This is a genomic window from Clostridium sp. CTA-7, from assembly GCF_054768095.1.
Genome location: NZ_BAAAAV010000002.1, coordinates 518846 through 535493, shown reverse-complemented (window position 1 = coordinate 535493; position 16648 = coordinate 518846). Strand labels below are relative to the sequence as shown.

Annotated in this window: 13 protein-coding genes; 2 read left to right on the top strand and 11 right to left on the bottom strand. The window is 28.0% G+C overall.

The window, feature by feature from the left end; translation table 11 throughout:
* The first annotated feature begins 97 nt into the window (after nucleotides 1–97).
* The gene (locus tag ACYUEX_RS05560) at nucleotides 98–838 is read left to right on the top strand and encodes a MerR family transcriptional regulator (RefSeq protein ID WP_460286921.1); all 741 of its coding nucleotides are present in this window, start codon (nucleotides 98–100) and stop codon (nucleotides 836–838) included.
* A gap of 187 nt (nucleotides 839–1025) precedes the next feature.
* Here ACYUEX_RS05560 and ACYUEX_RS05555 read toward each other — a convergent pair whose 3' ends face one another.
* From ACYUEX_RS05555 to ACYUEX_RS05530, 6 genes are all read right to left on the bottom strand, one after another.
* The gene (locus ACYUEX_RS05555) at nucleotides 1026–1811 is read right to left on the bottom strand and encodes a histidine phosphatase family protein (protein ID WP_460286919.1); all 786 of its coding nucleotides are present in this window, start codon (nucleotides 1809–1811) and stop codon (nucleotides 1026–1028) included.
* A gap of 401 nt (nucleotides 1812–2212) precedes the next feature.
* The gene (locus ACYUEX_RS05550; protein ID WP_460286916.1) at nucleotides 2213–3952 is read right to left on the bottom strand and encodes an oleate hydratase; all 1740 of its coding nucleotides are present in this window, start codon (nucleotides 3950–3952) and stop codon (nucleotides 2213–2215) included.
* A 314-nt stretch (nucleotides 3953–4266) separates the two neighbouring features.
* Nucleotides 4267–5136: an NAD(P)/FAD-dependent oxidoreductase gene (locus ACYUEX_RS05545; protein WP_411168554.1), complete on the bottom strand. Its 870-nt coding sequence runs from the start codon at nucleotides 5134–5136 to the stop codon at nucleotides 4267–4269.
* Nucleotides 5137–5154: 18 nt separating this feature from the next.
* Nucleotides 5155–5469: a thioredoxin gene (gene trxA, locus ACYUEX_RS05540; RefSeq protein WP_460286914.1), complete on the bottom strand. Its 315-nt coding sequence runs from the start codon at nucleotides 5467–5469 to the stop codon at nucleotides 5155–5157.
* Between the two features lie 128 nt (nucleotides 5470–5597).
* Nucleotides 5598–7310, bottom strand: a complete 1713-nt coding sequence (locus ACYUEX_RS05535) for an ABC transporter ATP-binding protein (RefSeq protein ID WP_460286913.1) — start codon at nucleotides 7308–7310, stop codon at nucleotides 5598–5600.
* A gap of 148 nt (nucleotides 7311–7458) precedes the next feature.
* On the bottom strand, nucleotides 7459–7881 hold the full coding sequence (locus ACYUEX_RS05530; protein ID WP_460287064.1) for a YaaR family protein: 423 nt from the start codon (nucleotides 7879–7881) through the stop codon (nucleotides 7459–7461).
* 153 nt (nucleotides 7882–8034) lie between these two features.
* On the opposite strand from ACYUEX_RS05530, the gene ACYUEX_RS05525 reads away from it, so the two are divergent.
* The gene (locus ACYUEX_RS05525; protein ID WP_460286912.1) at nucleotides 8035–10665 is read left to right on the top strand and encodes a calcium-translocating P-type ATPase, PMCA-type; all 2631 of its coding nucleotides are present in this window, start codon (nucleotides 8035–8037) and stop codon (nucleotides 10663–10665) included.
* A 140-nt stretch (nucleotides 10666–10805) separates the two neighbouring features.
* Here ACYUEX_RS05525 and ACYUEX_RS05520 read toward each other — a convergent pair whose 3' ends face one another.
* The 5 genes from ACYUEX_RS05520 to ACYUEX_RS05500 form a co-directional block, all read right to left on the bottom strand.
* Nucleotides 10806–11483: an amino acid ABC transporter ATP-binding protein gene (locus ACYUEX_RS05520; protein ID WP_460286911.1), complete on the bottom strand. Its 678-nt coding sequence runs from the start codon at nucleotides 11481–11483 to the stop codon at nucleotides 10806–10808.
* 27 nt (nucleotides 11484–11510) lie between these two features.
* A complete protein-coding gene (locus ACYUEX_RS05515; RefSeq protein ID WP_460287063.1) occupies nucleotides 11511–12131 on the bottom strand; it encodes an amino acid ABC transporter permease in 621 nt (206 codons plus the stop codon).
* Nucleotides 12132–12277: 146 nt separating this feature from the next.
* Nucleotides 12278–13033, bottom strand: a complete 756-nt coding sequence (locus tag ACYUEX_RS05510; RefSeq protein WP_460287062.1) for an amino acid ABC transporter substrate-binding protein — start codon at nucleotides 13031–13033, stop codon at nucleotides 12278–12280.
* A gap of 206 nt (nucleotides 13034–13239) precedes the next feature.
* Entirely contained in the window at nucleotides 13240–15375 is a 2136-nt protein-coding gene (locus ACYUEX_RS05505) for a cellulose biosynthesis cyclic di-GMP-binding regulatory protein BcsB (protein WP_460286910.1), read from the bottom strand.
* A gap of 13 nt (nucleotides 15376–15388) precedes the next feature.
* Complete coding sequence (locus tag ACYUEX_RS05500) at nucleotides 15389–16639, bottom strand: glycosyltransferase family 2 protein (RefSeq protein ID WP_460286909.1); 1251 nt, start codon at nucleotides 16637–16639, stop codon at nucleotides 15389–15391.
* Nucleotides 16640–16648 lie beyond the last annotated feature (9 nt).

Here is a 16648-nt window from a genome sequence, read left to right as displayed (position 1 = left end):
AATGTAAAGCATTTCTTTCGAATTTTTTATATCTAATTTTTATTAGCTCAATTGACTATATAAAGTATAAAAGTTAAAATAATGTATGGTGATAAAAATGAGTAAAACATATACTATTGATAAAATTTCAAAACTTTTTAGTATTCCGAAATCAACATTAAGGTACTGGGAAAGTGAAGGCTTAATATCTTCTATAAGAAATGATGAAAACGATTATCGTGAATATAGTACAGATAATTTACTTGAAATTTGTGATATAAAGTTCTATAGAAGCTTAAATCTACCTATAAAAAGATTAAAAAATATATTGCAGATGGGTATTGATGATAACGAAGAATTATTAAAAGAATCGCAAACTGAAATTCAAAATAAAATAGAAGATTTAAATAAAACTTTAAATAAAATAAATTATTCTTTAGAAAAAATTCAACTATTTAGGGAATTGCAAGAAAGGCCTTATTCAATCTCCACTCCAAAATTTAATAAAATAGTACACTTACGTTTAAGTGAAACAGAAAACGTACTTGAGTACATTCAAAATCAACATGTTTTGTCCTTTGTAACAGACTTTAGCAAGTGTAGTATAAATTATTATGGTACGATTTCAGTAAATAGTTCTGATACCTCTAAAAAAGCTCTATGGGAAAATGATAATAATCCGCATACTTACATAACTTGTCTTTTACCAGTTAAAAATGATATTATTGATAAATCAACTCTAGATAAGCATCTTGATTATATTAATTCAATTAATTCTAAACCTGGGATAATTTTAGCTCAATACTTAGCTTCTGATTACCCTTATGATTATTTTCAGGCTTGGATTGAGATTATTTGATTTATATTATAGTAGTGTAGGTACTTTTGTTTAAAACAAAGTACCTACATTACTATAATACAGTGGCGAAAGGACCACCCTTTTGCCACTGTATTATTTCTATATATCTTACAATAATCTTCACAGCATAAAAAGCTAAGACTTATAATTAAGTCTTAGCTTTTTAACATATTCTAAATTTATAGTGCTATTTTTCACTTTTTCCTTTTTCTACATAGCTCATATCATTTACTGATTCTACTGTGTATTTTCCATCTTGATAAACAACTTTACATACACTGGCATTTTTTAATCCTGAAATAAGCTCCTCTGTACTTCCTGGTGCTATTTGCTCTAAGAAACTCATTATTGTAATACCATGTGATACAATTAATACCTTTCCTCCACCATTATCCTCTGTTTCCTTTGCAATTTTATCCATTGCAGGTTTTACTCTATTTGCAAGTTCTTCAGAACTCTCAGCCATATCATTTTCTGGCATTTTTGCATTCATATCTAAATTTCTTGGCATATCGAAAGTATCCATAAATTCCTCAAAAGTCATATTGTTAGCTTTTGCTACTTCTGCCCATGCAGTTTCAGTTTTTTCTCCTTCATAAATTCCAAAAGATACTTCTCTTAAATATTTACTTTGATTTACTTTTAAATCTGGCTGTCCACTTTTATCTAAGACTATATTAGCAGTTTCTATAGCACGTCCACTATCACTAGAATAAGCAGCATCGAATTTAATTCCCTCTGCATCAAGTCCTTTTCCTAGGTATTCAGCTACTTCGATACCTGCTTCTGTAAGTGGAGCATCACACCATCCTTGCATTCTATCTGTTGTATTTAACATAGTTTTACCATGTCTTGTTAAATAAATTTCAACTGGTTTTGTTCCTTTAGTTTCTTTAGCTTTATTTTGGGCACATCCTACTGGTATAAATGATAATATTCCTACTAAGCATAATGATAAAATTCTTTTTTTCATATAAATTTCCTCCTTTAAGCTTTTATAAATTTACTTTAACATTATAAACCTTAAAGCAGCTTTAATGTAAAGCATTTCATGAAGATTTTTTAAGGAACTTTAATAGAACTTTTAAATCTTTCTTTTATAGAATTACTGAAATTACTTTTTTATCTTTTACACTTAATAATTTATAAACTGTAATCCTTGTTTCAGTATTCCTTTCTAACTCTGTATTTTTTAATTAACCTATTAATCTTTAACTCTGCCATAACTTCTTTAGTCCTATATTCAATTATTTTTATTATCATAAAAAAAATCACCCTATTAAGAATATTATATATCTACTTAATAGGATGATTTTCAATTCTAAATTTCTGTTTTGTCTTTATAACTCAGTCTGACATCTTTATAAAAATATTCTAACTATAAGATTTTTTAACTGCCTTTAATAATACTTTTGGATCTTTCTTGTAAGGAGTTACTGGAATAATCCTTTTATCCTTCACATTTAATAATTTGTAAACTGCAATTCTAGCTGCACGTACTGAGTACTCTTCAGTAAATACCATGTCTTCTGGTATTTCAACAAATTGACTTATCATTGCGAAGTTAGTTGATCCTTGTGGAACTACTTGTGGTCTATCAGTCATTTTACGTGGTTGGAATTGAGCATCAATATATGGCATCATACATGGAATTACATTTACTACTGTATCCATAATTTCATCTATTTGCTCTTCGAAATGTAGGTGATGTAAAAGTTCAATTAATAATTCTTCACCAGTACATTCTCTCATTGGTTTCTTTACATAGTCTCCAATTTTATCTGTATAAAGTCCATATCCCCAGAATATAGTTGTATCCATTGGTTGATTTTTAAAGTGGGGTTGAGCTGCAACAACTATACTCATTAACCAATTTGAATCCTTAAATGTCATTAAAGCTCCACTTCCTGGTATATTTCCTGAGAATTGTTCTATAAGCTTTAATAATTTATTTCCCTTACATGTTACAGTAAAACTTTCCCAATTAGTTTCATCTGGATGACCAAAAAATGGTTCTGGGTTTCCAAGACCTGGTTTCTTTTTAGCAACCTTTGACCAAAGTTCCCCTGATATTGGCTTGTCTGGATTATACTCAGGCGCAGTATTAAGATCTCCTAGTGTTGCACTATCTGTCATGCAAGCATTAGTCATAATACATATATCTCCATCTTTAAGTTCAATTACTTTTTCTCCCTCTTCATCTTCTATATAAATAGCTGTTACTGTTATTCCTTCACCTGGTTTAAAATCTAAATCAGTTACTGTTGCATTTATGCTAAAGTCAACACCAAATCCATCTAAATATGCTTTTAATGGAACTATAACTGATTCGTATTGATTATATTGAGTACGAGTAACACCTTCTAATGTTTCTATACGTGAGAATTCAAATATCATACGTTCCATATAACGTTTGAATTCAAATAAACTAGACCATTTTTGGAAAGCAAATGTAGTTTGCCACATATACCAGAAGTTTGTTGTAAAGAAATGTGGTGTATCTTTAAACCAATCTTCAATTGTTAAATCATCTAATTTTTCTTCTTTAGTAATCATTAATTTACCAAGTGCCATACGATCAGCATTATTAAATCCCATACCTTCTACATCTTGTATAACACCAAATTTATCAATTAAACGAGCTTGTGCATGTGTTGGATGTAAATGATCAAAATTTAGTATTTCTTCAGTAACACTCATGCCAGGCATATCTAATGATGGAACACTTCTAAGTAATTCCCAGAAGTTCTCATATGTTTCTTCATTTAACATTCTACCACCACGGCATACAAAACCATTTACAGGATCACCTGCACCATCATTACTTCCACCTAAAATATGCATTCCCTCAATAATATGAATATTTTCACCTTTAAAATTACAATCTCTAACTAAGTATGCAGCTCCTGCTAATGATGCTAATCCTCCACCAACAAAGTATACTTGTCTTTCCTTATTATCATCAAAATTTTCTGTAAAAGTTACAAATGATGATTTTTTCTCTTCATTATTTTTTAATTTTTTAGCTGCTACTGTAGCTACTGCAGCTGCCCCTGCAATTGCACCTACTGCTAATAGGGGATTTATGTTAGTTCTTTTTGTTTTTTTACTCATAAAATGATCCCTCAACTTTCCTTCTAGATTGTTTGTCTTTCTAATTAATATTATAGTTTCTTAAAATTAAAATGTATTTAGACAATATTTATTATTTGTCTAAATTTCTTTAAACTTAATAATTTGTACATATTATAAAAAGTCTAATCATATATGTCCACATACAAACTAAAGGTACGGAAAGTATGAAATAAATCTACATTTCTACATTAAATTACTAAAAACTTATATAATCACATTTTCAAACTTTTATACTTTCCTCCACATAAAAAAAGTGTATAGCACTTTTTAAGTACTATACACTCAATTTAACTTTATTTATTTTTAGAGATTGAATCTAAATATTTAACTGCACTAAGTGCTGCAATATTCCCTTCACCTGCTGACTTTATATATTGATATGGCTTACCTACGCAATCTCCCGCTGCAAAGCAGCCTGGTATATTAGTTCTCATAAGTCTATCAACAGCAATGTGATTATCTTCTATTTTTAAACCTGGTACTAATTGCCCTGGAGATATGGAATCTTTTAATATAAATACAGCATCAGTTTCTAACTCTGTATTATTTAAAATTAATCTATTAACCTTTAGCTCTCCAGCAACTTCTTTAGGCTTATCTTCAATTATTTTTATATTGTTTTTTAATTTATAATTATTCTTATACATAGGAATATAATATAATTCGCCTGCTAATTCTGAAACATAGTTTGCCTCTTCTTCAGCCTCTTTATTATGCCCTATTATTGTTACTACTTTTCCTTTATATAAAGGTGCATCACAAGTTGCACAGTACCCTACACCTTTACCTAAGTACTTTTCTTCACCTTCAATAGGCCTTGTATATTCTATTCCCGTTGCTATAATAACTGATTTTGCTTCATAGGTTTTATCATTAGCCATTAAAGCAAAATACTCTCCCATTGCATAAATACTATTAATTCTTTCTTCTGTTATCTCAATATCCATAGCATTTAAATGTTCTTGAAAGATTTCTTTAATGCGTTCCCCAGTCATTCCATAAAAGCCTAAATAGTTATTAATTTTTGGGGCTTTAACTAGCTTATTAGTTAAATTACTATAACCAAAAATAATAAACTTTTTATTTCTTATTTTTGCATTTAAAGCTGCTGACAAACCAGCTGGGCCACTGCCCACTATTGCAATATCATATCTTTCGCTCACTTTTCTACCTCTTTATAATTACAGATGCTTAATAACTGCAGCTTTTAAAGAGTCCTTTGGCATAAACCCAACCAAAGTGTCTACAGGAGCACCATTTTTAAATACCATTAAAGTTGGGATACTAGATATTTGATACTTATTTGCTAAATTAGGATTTTGATCCACATCCACTTTTACAAATTTAGCATTATTTACTTCATTAGCTACTTCTTCTAGTACAGGAGCTATCATTTTACAAGGACCACACCAAGTTGCCCAAAAATCAACTAAAACAACTCCTTCATATTTTAATACCACTTCATTAAAATCTACTTCAGATATATGTTGAACCATATAAATTATCCTCCTATCATACCCATATGGGGTATTATTCCAATTAATTTTACACAATTTATCATTTTTAGTCAATAGGTTATAGGGGTGCTTTTACCCTTTTATTTTCCCCCAATTAATATATTTTATTATTTTTTTAAATGTGCAAATTGAGATTCATAAAGTTCTTTATAAATACCACCTTTTTCAAGAAGTATTTCATGACTTCCCTTTTCTTCAATTCCCTGATCTGTCAATACTAAAATTTCATCTGCATTTTTAATTGTAGATAATCTATGTGCCACTACTATAGTAGTTCTTCCATTGCAAAGCTCTTCTAAAGATTTTTGTATCATATATTCTGTTGTATTATCTAATGCAGATGTAGCTTCATCTAATATTAAAATAGGTGGATTTTTTAAGAATACTCTTGCTATTGATATTCTTTGCTTTTGTCCTCCTGATAATTTAACGCCTCTTTCTCCTATATAAGTATCATATCCTTCTGGTAAATTCATAATAAATTCATGTATATTTGCTCTTTTAGCTGCTATTATAATTTCTTCATCAGTTGCATCATGTTTTCCATATAATATATTATCTTTTATTGTACCTGTGAATAAAAATACATCTTGTTGAACTATTCCTATATTTTTTCTTAAAGACTCTAAAGTAGTATCATAAATACTTAATCCATCTATAGAAATATTTCCTTCTGTTACATCATAAAATCTAGGAATTAAATTACAAAACGTTGTTTTTCCACCACCTGATGGCCCAACTAAAGCTAACATCTTGCCCTTTTCTATTTCTAAATCTATGCCTTCTAAAATATTCTTTTCATCATAACTAAAATGTACATTTTCAAATTTTATACTTCCCTTAACATCCTTAAGTTCTAAACTTCCATCCTTTTCAACATTCTCATTTACTACTGATACAAATCTTTTAAAACCAGTCATTCCATTTTGATATTGTTCCATAAAATTAACTAGCTTTTTAATTGGTTGAGTAAATAATTTTATATATAAAAGATATGCAAAGAAATCTCCTAAGTTTATAATATTAAAGTATGTAAATATACCACCTGCTATTAATACCACATAATCTAGTATGTCTATTCCAAAACCTACTCCTGCAAAATATTCTGCCATAACCTTATATGCTCTTGCTCTAGCATTTTTAAATCTGTTGTTTCCATTTTGGAACTTATCAATTTCATGGTCATGTGATACAAAAGCCTTTGTTATTCTTATTCCTGAAAGAGAGTTTTCTAAATTAGCATTTACTGATGATGTTTCTACCCTAGTCTCCATAAAAGCACTTAGCATTTTATTTTTTTGCTTCCATGTAAATAAAACTATAAATGGTATAAATGCAAATATTATAAGTGTTAATGGTATATTTATTGTACATAATACTGTAAATGATCCAATTAACATTACAAGAGAAATAAATAAATCCTCTGGACCATGATGAGCAAGCTCTGACACTTCCATAAGATCATTTATCATCTTACTCATTAAATCTCCTGTTTTGTTATTATCAAAATAAGTATTAGGTAATTTTTGAAGATGTAAAAACATATCCTTCCTCATATCACCTTGCATATGTACACCCATAACATGTCCATAATATTGCATAAAGTATCCACAAGCTGCTTTTATTATATATATAACTAATAAAGTAACACCAAAAATAACTAGCATTCTTATATTTCTATTTGGAATACTATCATTTACTAAAGTTCTTGTCATCATAGGATAAACAAGATCACATGCTGCTGCTATAAGTGCTGCAAACATATCTAAGAAAAATAACTTTTTATATGGTTTATAATAACTAATAAATCTTTTTACCATAAATACCTCCTTTTATTGCTATGTATTATTTATATAATAGCCTTATTGATAATAATTTTCAAGTAATCTTTAAATTTTTGAAATTATCTGTCTATTACTAAATATATTATGCTTAAGAGATTTATCATTTATAGTTTTATTATTTATATTATCTATATATATCAACTATTAATCCTTGAATCTCATCTATTGATGCTGCCATGTTTAAGTTATCTACTTCTCCAGTTAAAAAAGATTTAGTTAAATCTTCAAGCTTTGCATCTATTGTATCTACTGTTATAAAATATTGAGTTTGCCAAAAGCTAATATCTTTTTTAGTATCATACATAAATCTTAAAATGGACTCTAGATATTCTTTTATCAACTTTTTATATGCTACGACATCCCCATATGTTTTAGTAATTACTAATCTATTACCCTTTTTATGTATTTCTTCAATCATTTGCTTTAATTGCTCTTCTGACTTTCTTTCCCTAGCTTGATTAAAACTTTGTGAAAAATCTTTTTTTTCTGCAACTACTCTTCTATCTTGTTTAATAGGACTTTTTCTATTTACTCTACTTATTTCCATATTCTTCACCCTTTCTCTATAGAATATTATATCATTAACAACTAGTTTTTTTCTCACTTTTTTTTCCATGTATTAATATTAATTAAAATAATTATGCTATACTTATATAAGGAATTTAATTTTACAAATTTTAGAAGGTTTGGAGGTATTTAAATGTGGTTTAATAAAGGTTCTGAAGAAATAATAAAAGAATTATCATCTAATATGATTAATGGTCTTTCTTCAGAAGAAGTAAAAACAAGATTAGAAAAAAACGGTCCAAACAAACTCCAAGGAAAAAAGAAAAAGTCTACTTTTCAACTTTTTCTGGCTCAAATTAATGATGTTATGATTTATATTTTATTAATTGCAGCAATAATTTCTGCTATAGTAGGAGAAATTAGTGATGCAATAATAATATTAATCGTAATATTCATTAATGCTATAATTGGAGTTATTCAGGAATCCAAAGCAGAAAAAGCCTTAGAAGCTCTTAAAAATATGTCTACCCCTAAGGCTTTAGTAAAAAGAAATGGTGAAATTATAGAAATCCCATCAGAAGAGGTTGTTGTTGGAGATATAGCTATAATAGATGCAGGAAGATATATCCCTGCTGACTTAAGATTAATAGAGTCTGCAAATTTAAAAATTGAGGAATCTGCCTTTACAGGAGAATCTGTTCCTTCTGAAAAAAATTCTCAAGTTATAAAAGAAGAAAAAGATGTTCCAATTGGTGATCAGCATAATATGGCATTTATGTCTACTCTCACTACTTATGGTAGAGGAACGGGCATAGTTGTAGCTACAGGTATGGATACTCAAATTGGTAAAATAGCTAAAATGTTAGATAACGAAGATGAAAATGTAACTCCTCTTCAAAAAAAATTAGCTCAACTTGGTAAAAATTTAGGATTTTTAGCTGTTGGTATCTCCATAATTATGTTTATAGTTTCTATGTTTCAAGGCAGAGATTTTATTGAAATGTTCATGACTTCTATTAGCTTAGCAGTTGCCGCTATTCCTGAGGGATTACCTGCAATAGTAGCTATCGTACTTGCTCTTGGAGTTCAAAGAATGATAAAAGAAAATGCTATAATTAGAAAGCTTCCATCAGTCGAAACATTAGGTTCTGTAACTATTATTTGTTCTGATAAAACTGGTACTCTTACTATAAACAAAATGACTGTTAAAAAATATTACGTTAACTATGAAATTAAAAACTTAGATGATATCGACATTAATAATAATGAAAGTAAACTTTTAGTTGATGGTATGGTTTTATGTAATGACTCCACTTCAAAAGATGGAGTTCAAACAGGTGATCCTACAGAAGTTGCGTTAATTGATGTTGGAAATAAAGTTAATATATTTAAAGATGAGCTAAACAATATCCACAAGAGAGTCAATGAAATTCCATTTGATTCTGATAGGAAACTTATGACCACTGTAAATACTTATGATAAAGGCTTTAATGTTTTCACCAAAGGAGCCATAGATAGCATTTTAAAAATATCAAATAAAATATTATTAAATGGGGAAATTAAAGAGTTTACAAAAGAAGAAAAAGATAAAATTCTTAAGGCTTCAAATTCAATGTCTGATGATGCATTAAGAGTTTTAGCTTTAGGATATAAAACTATAGAAAATGAACATGTTGCAATAGATGATCTAGAGAAGGACTTAATTTTTGTAGGTCTTATGGGAATGATAGACCCTCCAAGAGAAGAAGTTAAGGGATCTATTCAGGTTAGTAAAAATGCTGGAATTAGAACTATAATGATAACTGGTGATCATAAAAATACTGCTGTTGCTATTGCTAAGGAACTTGGAATAGCTAATGATATTTCAGAAGCTATGTCAGGTAGTGAAATAGATACTTATTCAGATGAAGAATTCACTAAGATAGTTAATAACTATAAAGTTTTTGCACGTGTGTCACCTGAGCATAAAGTTAAAATTGTAAAAGCATTTAAAACTCATGGAAACATCGTTTCTATGACTGGAGATGGTGTTAATGATGCTCCATCATTAAAAAGTGCTGATATAGGAGTTGCAATGGGTATTACAGGAACCGATGTTGCAAAGGGCGCTGCTGATATGGTCTTAACAGATGATAACTTTACAACAATAGTTAAAGCTGTAGAAGAAGGAAGAAATATCTTTAATAATATAAAGAAGTCTATTTTATTCTTGCTAAGTTGTAACTTAGGTGAAGTAGTTGCTTTATTCTTTGCTATACTACTTAATTGGGAATCACCACTTTTACCAATACACATTCTTTGGGTTAATTTAATTACTGATAGTTTCCCTGCTCTCTCACTAGGAGTAGACCCTGGAGATAAGGGAGTTATGGATATTCCACCGAGAAACGAAAAAGAAAGCTTATTTTCAGGAAGAATGGGTAAATTGCTAATTATAAATGGAGTTTTAATAGGGGCAACAACTCTATTTGCTTTTGTATTAGGTGAATACCTATATCCTGATTCTTTAAGACATGCACAGACTATGGCGTTTGTTGTACTTAGTGTTTCTCAATTATTTTATTCCTTCTCTGTAAGAAATGAATCTAAGTCATTATTCCAAGTTGGAGTGTTTAAAAATAAATGGTTAGTAGCCTCCTTATTATTTGGTATCTTATTACAATTTACAATAATTACAGTGCCATTTACAGCTAATATCTTTAAAGTATACTCCTTAACCTTTAAAGATTGGGGAATTGTAATATTAATATCTTTAATTCCATTTGCAATAAATGAAGTAGTAAAAATCTTTTTTAGAATGAATGATAAAAAAATTCATAGATAATTATTAATAGTGAATGCTTAACTATAAAATTAAAATAGGGTCATCTTCTTTAGATGTACCCTATTTTACTTTATCATCAAAAATTTCATGCTAATTTTAAACTTAATTTCTATCTATAATGATTAATTATAATCTCAATTCTAAAAAATGTTTCCTTCATTTAAAATGCCATTTTTCATTGAATATATTTTATCCGCAACCTTCTCTGCAAATGCCATATCGTGAGTTATTATAAGCATACTCATGCCATCTTTAGCAAGACCTCTTATTAAATTAGCAACTTCTCCTGTTAATCCTGGGTCTAAAGCTGATGTAGGTTCATCAAAACACATTAACTTAGGATTTAATGCTAAGGCCCTTCCTATTGCTACTCTTTGTTTTTGACCTCCTGATAATTCATAAGGATAATTATTTAATTTATCACTTAATCCTAAAAATTCTAAAATTTTTGAAGCATGTCTATTTGCTTTTTCTTCTGATTGTCCTAAAACTCTTTTAGGAGCTTCAATTAAGTTTTCTATAACACTCATATGTGGAAATAAATTAAAATTTTGAAATACTAGTCCTATTTCTCTTCTTGCTTCATTAAATTCTGCCTTCTCTTTATAATTTCCATCTTTACATAAAAATTTATTATCAATTTCTATTGTACCCTCGTCACAAAACTCTAAGCCATTTATACATCTTAGTAGTGTAGTTTTTCCCTCTCCTGAAGAGCCAACTATAACTACTACTTCACCACTTTTAATTTCTAAGTCTACTCCCTTTAAAACTTCTGTTTTCCCGAAAGTTTTTTTCAAGTTCTGAATTTTAAGCATAAAAACACCTCCTATTATATATTCCTCTTACTGATAGTAATTAAATTTTCTTTCTATAGCTTCTAATGCTTTAGTTAAGAAACCATTAAATATTAGATAAACAATTCCTACAACTACAAAAGGCATTATGGAAGATAATCTATTAGATGCTATCTTAGCAACTTTTAAAAGCTCGTCCAACCCAACTACATATACTAATGCTGTATCTTTTACTAAAGTAACAACTTCATTTGCTACAGGAGGGAATATTCTTTTTAATGCTTGAGGCATTATGATTCTAAAAAAAGTATCTTTTTTACTTAATCCTAGTACTTCAGCACCTTCGAATTGTCCCTTATCTATAGAAAGTATTCCTGCTCTAAATATTTCACCAAAATAAGCACCATAATTTAAAACTATTGCCAAAATTGCTGCTGGGAATCTTGGAATACTTATATTTAATAAAGGTAATCCAAAGAATATAAATAAAATTTGTAGTAATAAAGGTGTTCCTCTTAATATTAATACATATGCTCCTGTTATTGATTTTAAAATTTTTATTCTAGAAATTCTACCTAGAGCTATTATTACTCCTAGTGGAATAGATAGTATAAGAGTCATTATAAATATTTCTATAGTAACTTTAAACCCTTCTAATACTTGTGGCATAAGAGCTATGACTTCATTTAATAAATTCAAAATAAGCACCTCTTTCTTAATTAACGTCTTTAATCTTAGGCTCTGTTAGACATTTTTGTTGATATGATAGTTCCGTAATTACATATGAGTAAGTTTTTAGAATTTCATTTTAAATATTATTTAGCTATTATATCTTCTCCAAACCACTTTTTAGATATTTCTCCTGCTTTGCCTTCCTTAATTATTTCATCTAAAACTTTATTAAATGCGTCTACTAATTCTTTATCATCTTTTCTCATACCAACGGCATAAGTTTCTTTTCCAAAATCATCATTTAATATTTTATATTTTTCAGCTCCTCTTTGATTTATATAGTATTTAATTAAAATTTCATCTGCTACAACAGCATCCAATCTACCTGCTTCTAAATCCATTAAGGCTTCATTATTAGTTTCAAATGTAACTACCTTGCTATCTTTAAAACTTTTAACTATATCTTTATCTGCCTCTATTGCATCAACAGCACTTGATTGATTTTGTGCACCTACTGTTGCACCCTTTAAATCTGCTTTTGAGTTAATCTTTGAATTAGCTAATGTTATAATAACCTGTCTGTTATTTAAATATACTTTTGAAAATTCAACATTTTCTTTTCTTTCTTCTGTTACACTATATCCATTCCATATAAAATCTATATTTCCGTTATTAAGTTCAGTTTCTTTCATGCTCCAATCTATAGGTTGGAATTTTATTGTTTTACCTAATTTTTCTCCAACTTCTTTTGCTAGTTCTATATCAAAACCTGTGTATTCTCCATTTTCATCTTTAAATCCCATTGGAACAAAAGTATCATCAAACCCCAAAATTAATTCATCTTTATCTATAGAATTTTTCATTTTCTTTCCTTCACATGAAATTAATCCAAATGCCATTAATATAACTAAAGAACTTGATAATATTTTTTTTAATAAACTCATTATTAAATCCTCCTTTAATATTTATATCCGAATTCGCTTCTTTATATTAATACTTTATCATAATAAAGCGTTAAAGTCAATGATAAAATACGATAATTATATAAATTATTTATCGTATTTTATCTTATAATAGTTTTTTTATAAATATATCCTTTATGAAACTACTTACTCTTCTTTTCTTTATTTTTTATAAAGTACATAATTGTTGAAGCAGTAAAGAATATAATTATTAGGACTATAATTCCAAGTAAGCCCCTTCCAGCAGTATCTAATTTTTTTACTTTTTCATATACTGGCTTCTCTTCATCCTTCTTAAATTTAAATGTTCTTAAATCTCCGTACTCATCTATTATTGCTGAGTCTCCTATTAGCTTATCTATTTTACTAGAGTCACCTAAATAAGCTAAAGAATCTAATAGCACATCTTTATTAGGAGATGTTACTACTAGCATTGCCTTTTGATTATTATAAGGTGATGAATCTAATTGAAAAGATGCTATTTTAGAGTTAAATGGTTGGGTTAAATATAATTTCTCATTTCCAATAAAAAATTTATAATTATCTTCATATTTAAACCATAGTTTTTCATTTAAATCCTTAACTAGCTTATTTGAATCTGGAGTTCCATAAACTATTAAATTTTTATTTTTTTCTCTTCCATTTAAAGCAGAATATCTTGAAACTTCAAAACTTCCATTGTTATATCTTATGTCCTTACCTATTAAAGCAAAAACTCTACCTACAGCTATAAGTTCATTAGAGTTTAAGTTATCAGGAACTGAAAAAAGTAGTTCATTAAATTTACCATCTATTATAAAAGGTGAAGGATACTTATTAAAGAAATATCCTGTTAAATCTTTAGTTTCTAAATTAATATATGAGCTTCCATTTACTAATGCCCATGGCATTTCTTCTTGCCTTATTTCACAGTAAGATCCAATAGTTTCTAAATCAAAAGCTATCTTTACTTCTATATAATTGCTATTAATAACATCTGTAGGTATTTGAACTTCTAATTCATCTGAAGCTACATTTTCCTTTTCTAACTTTTTACTACCTATTGGTATATCATTTATGTAAATGGTAACTAAAGAACGATTAAAATCTAGGTTTTCTGAATATCTAAAATTTAATTTTATTTTTGCTCCACTTGCAATAGCTTTATTTTTAGGTAAAAAATATGAAATTGTTCCTGTCCTTCTAAAAGGTCCTTTAAATTGTATATGAGTAAATCCTAAACTTTCAAATGTTATCCTATTTTCTAGATCTTTTACTTGTGTTTCTTCTTTAATACTATCATCTATAATAAATGTATCACTACTTATTTGAGTAGTAATTTCTTTGTTCATTAAAAATTTTATAGCCTTTAAATAATAATCTTCTTTATCTGATATTATTAACATTAATTTTGAGTTTTCAGCATTTCCTTTGTAAGGAGAATCCCCTAATTTTATTAATGCTGAATTTGATAGGTCTATATTATTAATATTTTTAAATAGATTATTTATTTCAGTTGGAAGTGATCCCTTACTCCCAATAAAAATAATATTATTTTCATTATTTTGTTTTTTTAGATCTGAATACTTTAATAATTCTCCTTTGTAAAGATTACTTTTATCTTCTTTTCCTAAATAAGTTGAAATTAACAAAGCTTTTTCTAAATGATTATCACTATAATCATCTGGTATAACTATTTGAGTTATTTGCGAATCATTTTGGTTTGATTTTAAAAATGGATATGGGAAATTCATTATACTATTATCTACAAGTTTTTCCTTATAAGCTATATTTATTTGAGATTGCTTTTTTATTACTAACCAATTAGCATTATTAATATCATCAGTACATGGTTTATCTGTTATTCTAGAATATCCGTCAATTTTAAATTCATTAATTCCTTCCTTTAAGTTGTCTTTCGGAATATTAACTCTTAAACTTTGAATTTCTTCATTTGGATTATATACTATTTTGTAAGAATAAAATGGTACTCCATTTATATTAAAAGTTATATATGAATCCTTAGTTAAGTCTACTAATTGATTTATGGATAAATTAATTACTGCTTCTATCTTTTCTACGCTCCACCATTTTTCTATATTAAAATAAATGCTATGACTTGTAAAAACTCCTTTAAATATAGCATCATTATTGATAGTTTCTTTCTTTACATATGATTTTTTTCCTACACTATAGTTCTTAGGTGCTGCAAAAGTTATTAAATTAAAAATCGATACTAACAAAAAGGATAATATTAGTATATGTATTGCCTTTCTCAAACTAACCCTATAGTTTTTCATTTGTTTTCCTCCTTTAAAACCTCTCTGTTTTATACCACTTAGCTTCTCTTTTAAATATCACATCTTTTAAGTAATTATAAAACCCCAGGGCTGCTACTATTCCCCATAACTTACAATAAGTAAAATACATAAGCATTACTACAAAAGTATTTTTTATAGTTAATTCTCCTTTTTCTGTTGATATGGCAACTAATATAGATAAAACAAATACTGAATAAGCCATTATCCAAAGAATCGTATTATAACCTAGTATATTTATATGAACCAATCCAATAGCCCCTAATACAAATATTGCATCTGACACAATAGTTGCAGATAAAAAGAAAAAATAAATAAGAATATAATAAAATATATCAAATCTAGTGGCTCCTGCTGTTTTATCAAATAAATACTTAAAATTTTTAATTACCACATAAGTATTTCCCTTAGCCCATCTTGATCTTTGCTTAAACCAGACATTTAATGTTTGTGGTTCCTGTTCCCATGTTACTGCTGATGGCATAAATTTTATTTTATATCCCATCCTATATATTCTAAAGCTGAGCTCTGTATCCTCAGTTATTGCCTTTGTATCCCAGCCATTTATTTCTTCTAATATACTTCTTCTTATTACAAAGTTTGTTCCTGGTATAGTACATAACTTAAACAGTTTCCACCTACCTGCTTGTGCCATCCATTGAAATGTTAAGGTTTCTATGTTAATAAAGCTTGTAAGTATATTTACATTTTTATTTCTACATCTAAATTTACCTATAACTGCTCCAAGATTATCATCCTTTATTAGTGTCTGAGTCAAATATTTTAAAGCTTCTTTTTCTGGAGTGTTATCAGCATCATACACTGCTAATATTTCTCCTTTACTTTTTGAAAATCCAATATTTAATGCCGTTGACTTACCTTTGCCACCAGTATTTTTATCAGTATTAATAATTATGAAATTTCTATCACTATATTCTTTTTTTACTCTAGCTAATATTTCTGCTGAATTATCACTTGAATTATCATTTATTATTATTACTTCATACCTATTCTTTGGATACTCAATCTCTAATAAAGATCTTGCAGTCTTTTCTATTACTTTTCCTTCATTATGCGCAGGAACTAGTACTGAAACAAATGGGTATTCATCTAAACTTTCATCTAGCTTTGTATTCATAATATCTAAATAATAAAAGTATCCTCCTATAACAAGAATCACATTAATTAAAATTATTAACCAAATAACTATAAGAGAATATAAAATTACATAATCAAATATATTCATACCTATACT

What these genes read in the sequence shown, in the direction of transcription:
- trxA (WP_460286914.1), bottom strand. Translation starts at nt 5,469, where the DNA reads ATGGTTCAACATATATCTGAAGTAGATTTTAATGAAGTGGTATTAAAA.
- ACYUEX_RS05560 (WP_460286921.1), top strand. Translation starts at nt 98, where the DNA reads ATGAGTAAAACATATACTATTGATAAAATTTCAAAACTTTTTAGTATT.
- ACYUEX_RS05555 (WP_460286919.1), bottom strand. Translation starts at nt 1,811, where the DNA reads ATGAAAAAAAGAATTTTATCATTATGCTTAGTAGGAATATTATCATTT.
- ACYUEX_RS05510 (WP_460287062.1), bottom strand. Translation starts at nt 13,033, where the DNA reads ATGGCATTTGGATTAATTTCATGTGAAGGAAAGAAAATGAAAAATTCT.
- ACYUEX_RS05550 (WP_460286916.1), bottom strand. Translation starts at nt 3,952, where the DNA reads ATGAGTAAAAAAACAAAAAGAACTAACATAAATCCCCTATTAGCAGTA.
- ACYUEX_RS05515 (WP_460287063.1), bottom strand. Translation starts at nt 12,131, where the DNA reads ATGCCACAAGTATTAGAAGGGTTTAAAGTTACTATAGAAATATTTATA.
- ACYUEX_RS05500 (WP_460286909.1), bottom strand. Translation starts at nt 16,639, where the DNA reads ATGAATATATTTGATTATGTAATTTTATATTCTCTTATAGTTATTTGG.
- ACYUEX_RS05505 (WP_460286910.1), bottom strand. Translation starts at nt 15,375, where the DNA reads ATGAAAAACTATAGGGTTAGTTTGAGAAAGGCAATACATATACTAATA.
- ACYUEX_RS05520 (WP_460286911.1), bottom strand. Translation starts at nt 11,483, where the DNA reads ATGCTTAAAATTCAGAACTTGAAAAAAACTTTCGGGAAAACAGAAGTT.
- ACYUEX_RS05535 (WP_460286913.1), bottom strand. Translation starts at nt 7,310, where the DNA reads ATGGTAAAAAGATTTATTAGTTATTATAAACCATATAAAAAGTTATTT.
- ACYUEX_RS05530 (WP_460287064.1), bottom strand. Translation starts at nt 7,881, where the DNA reads ATGGAAATAAGTAGAGTAAATAGAAAAAGTCCTATTAAACAAGATAGA.
- ACYUEX_RS05525 (WP_460286912.1), top strand. Translation starts at nt 8,035, where the DNA reads ATGTGGTTTAATAAAGGTTCTGAAGAAATAATAAAAGAATTATCATCT.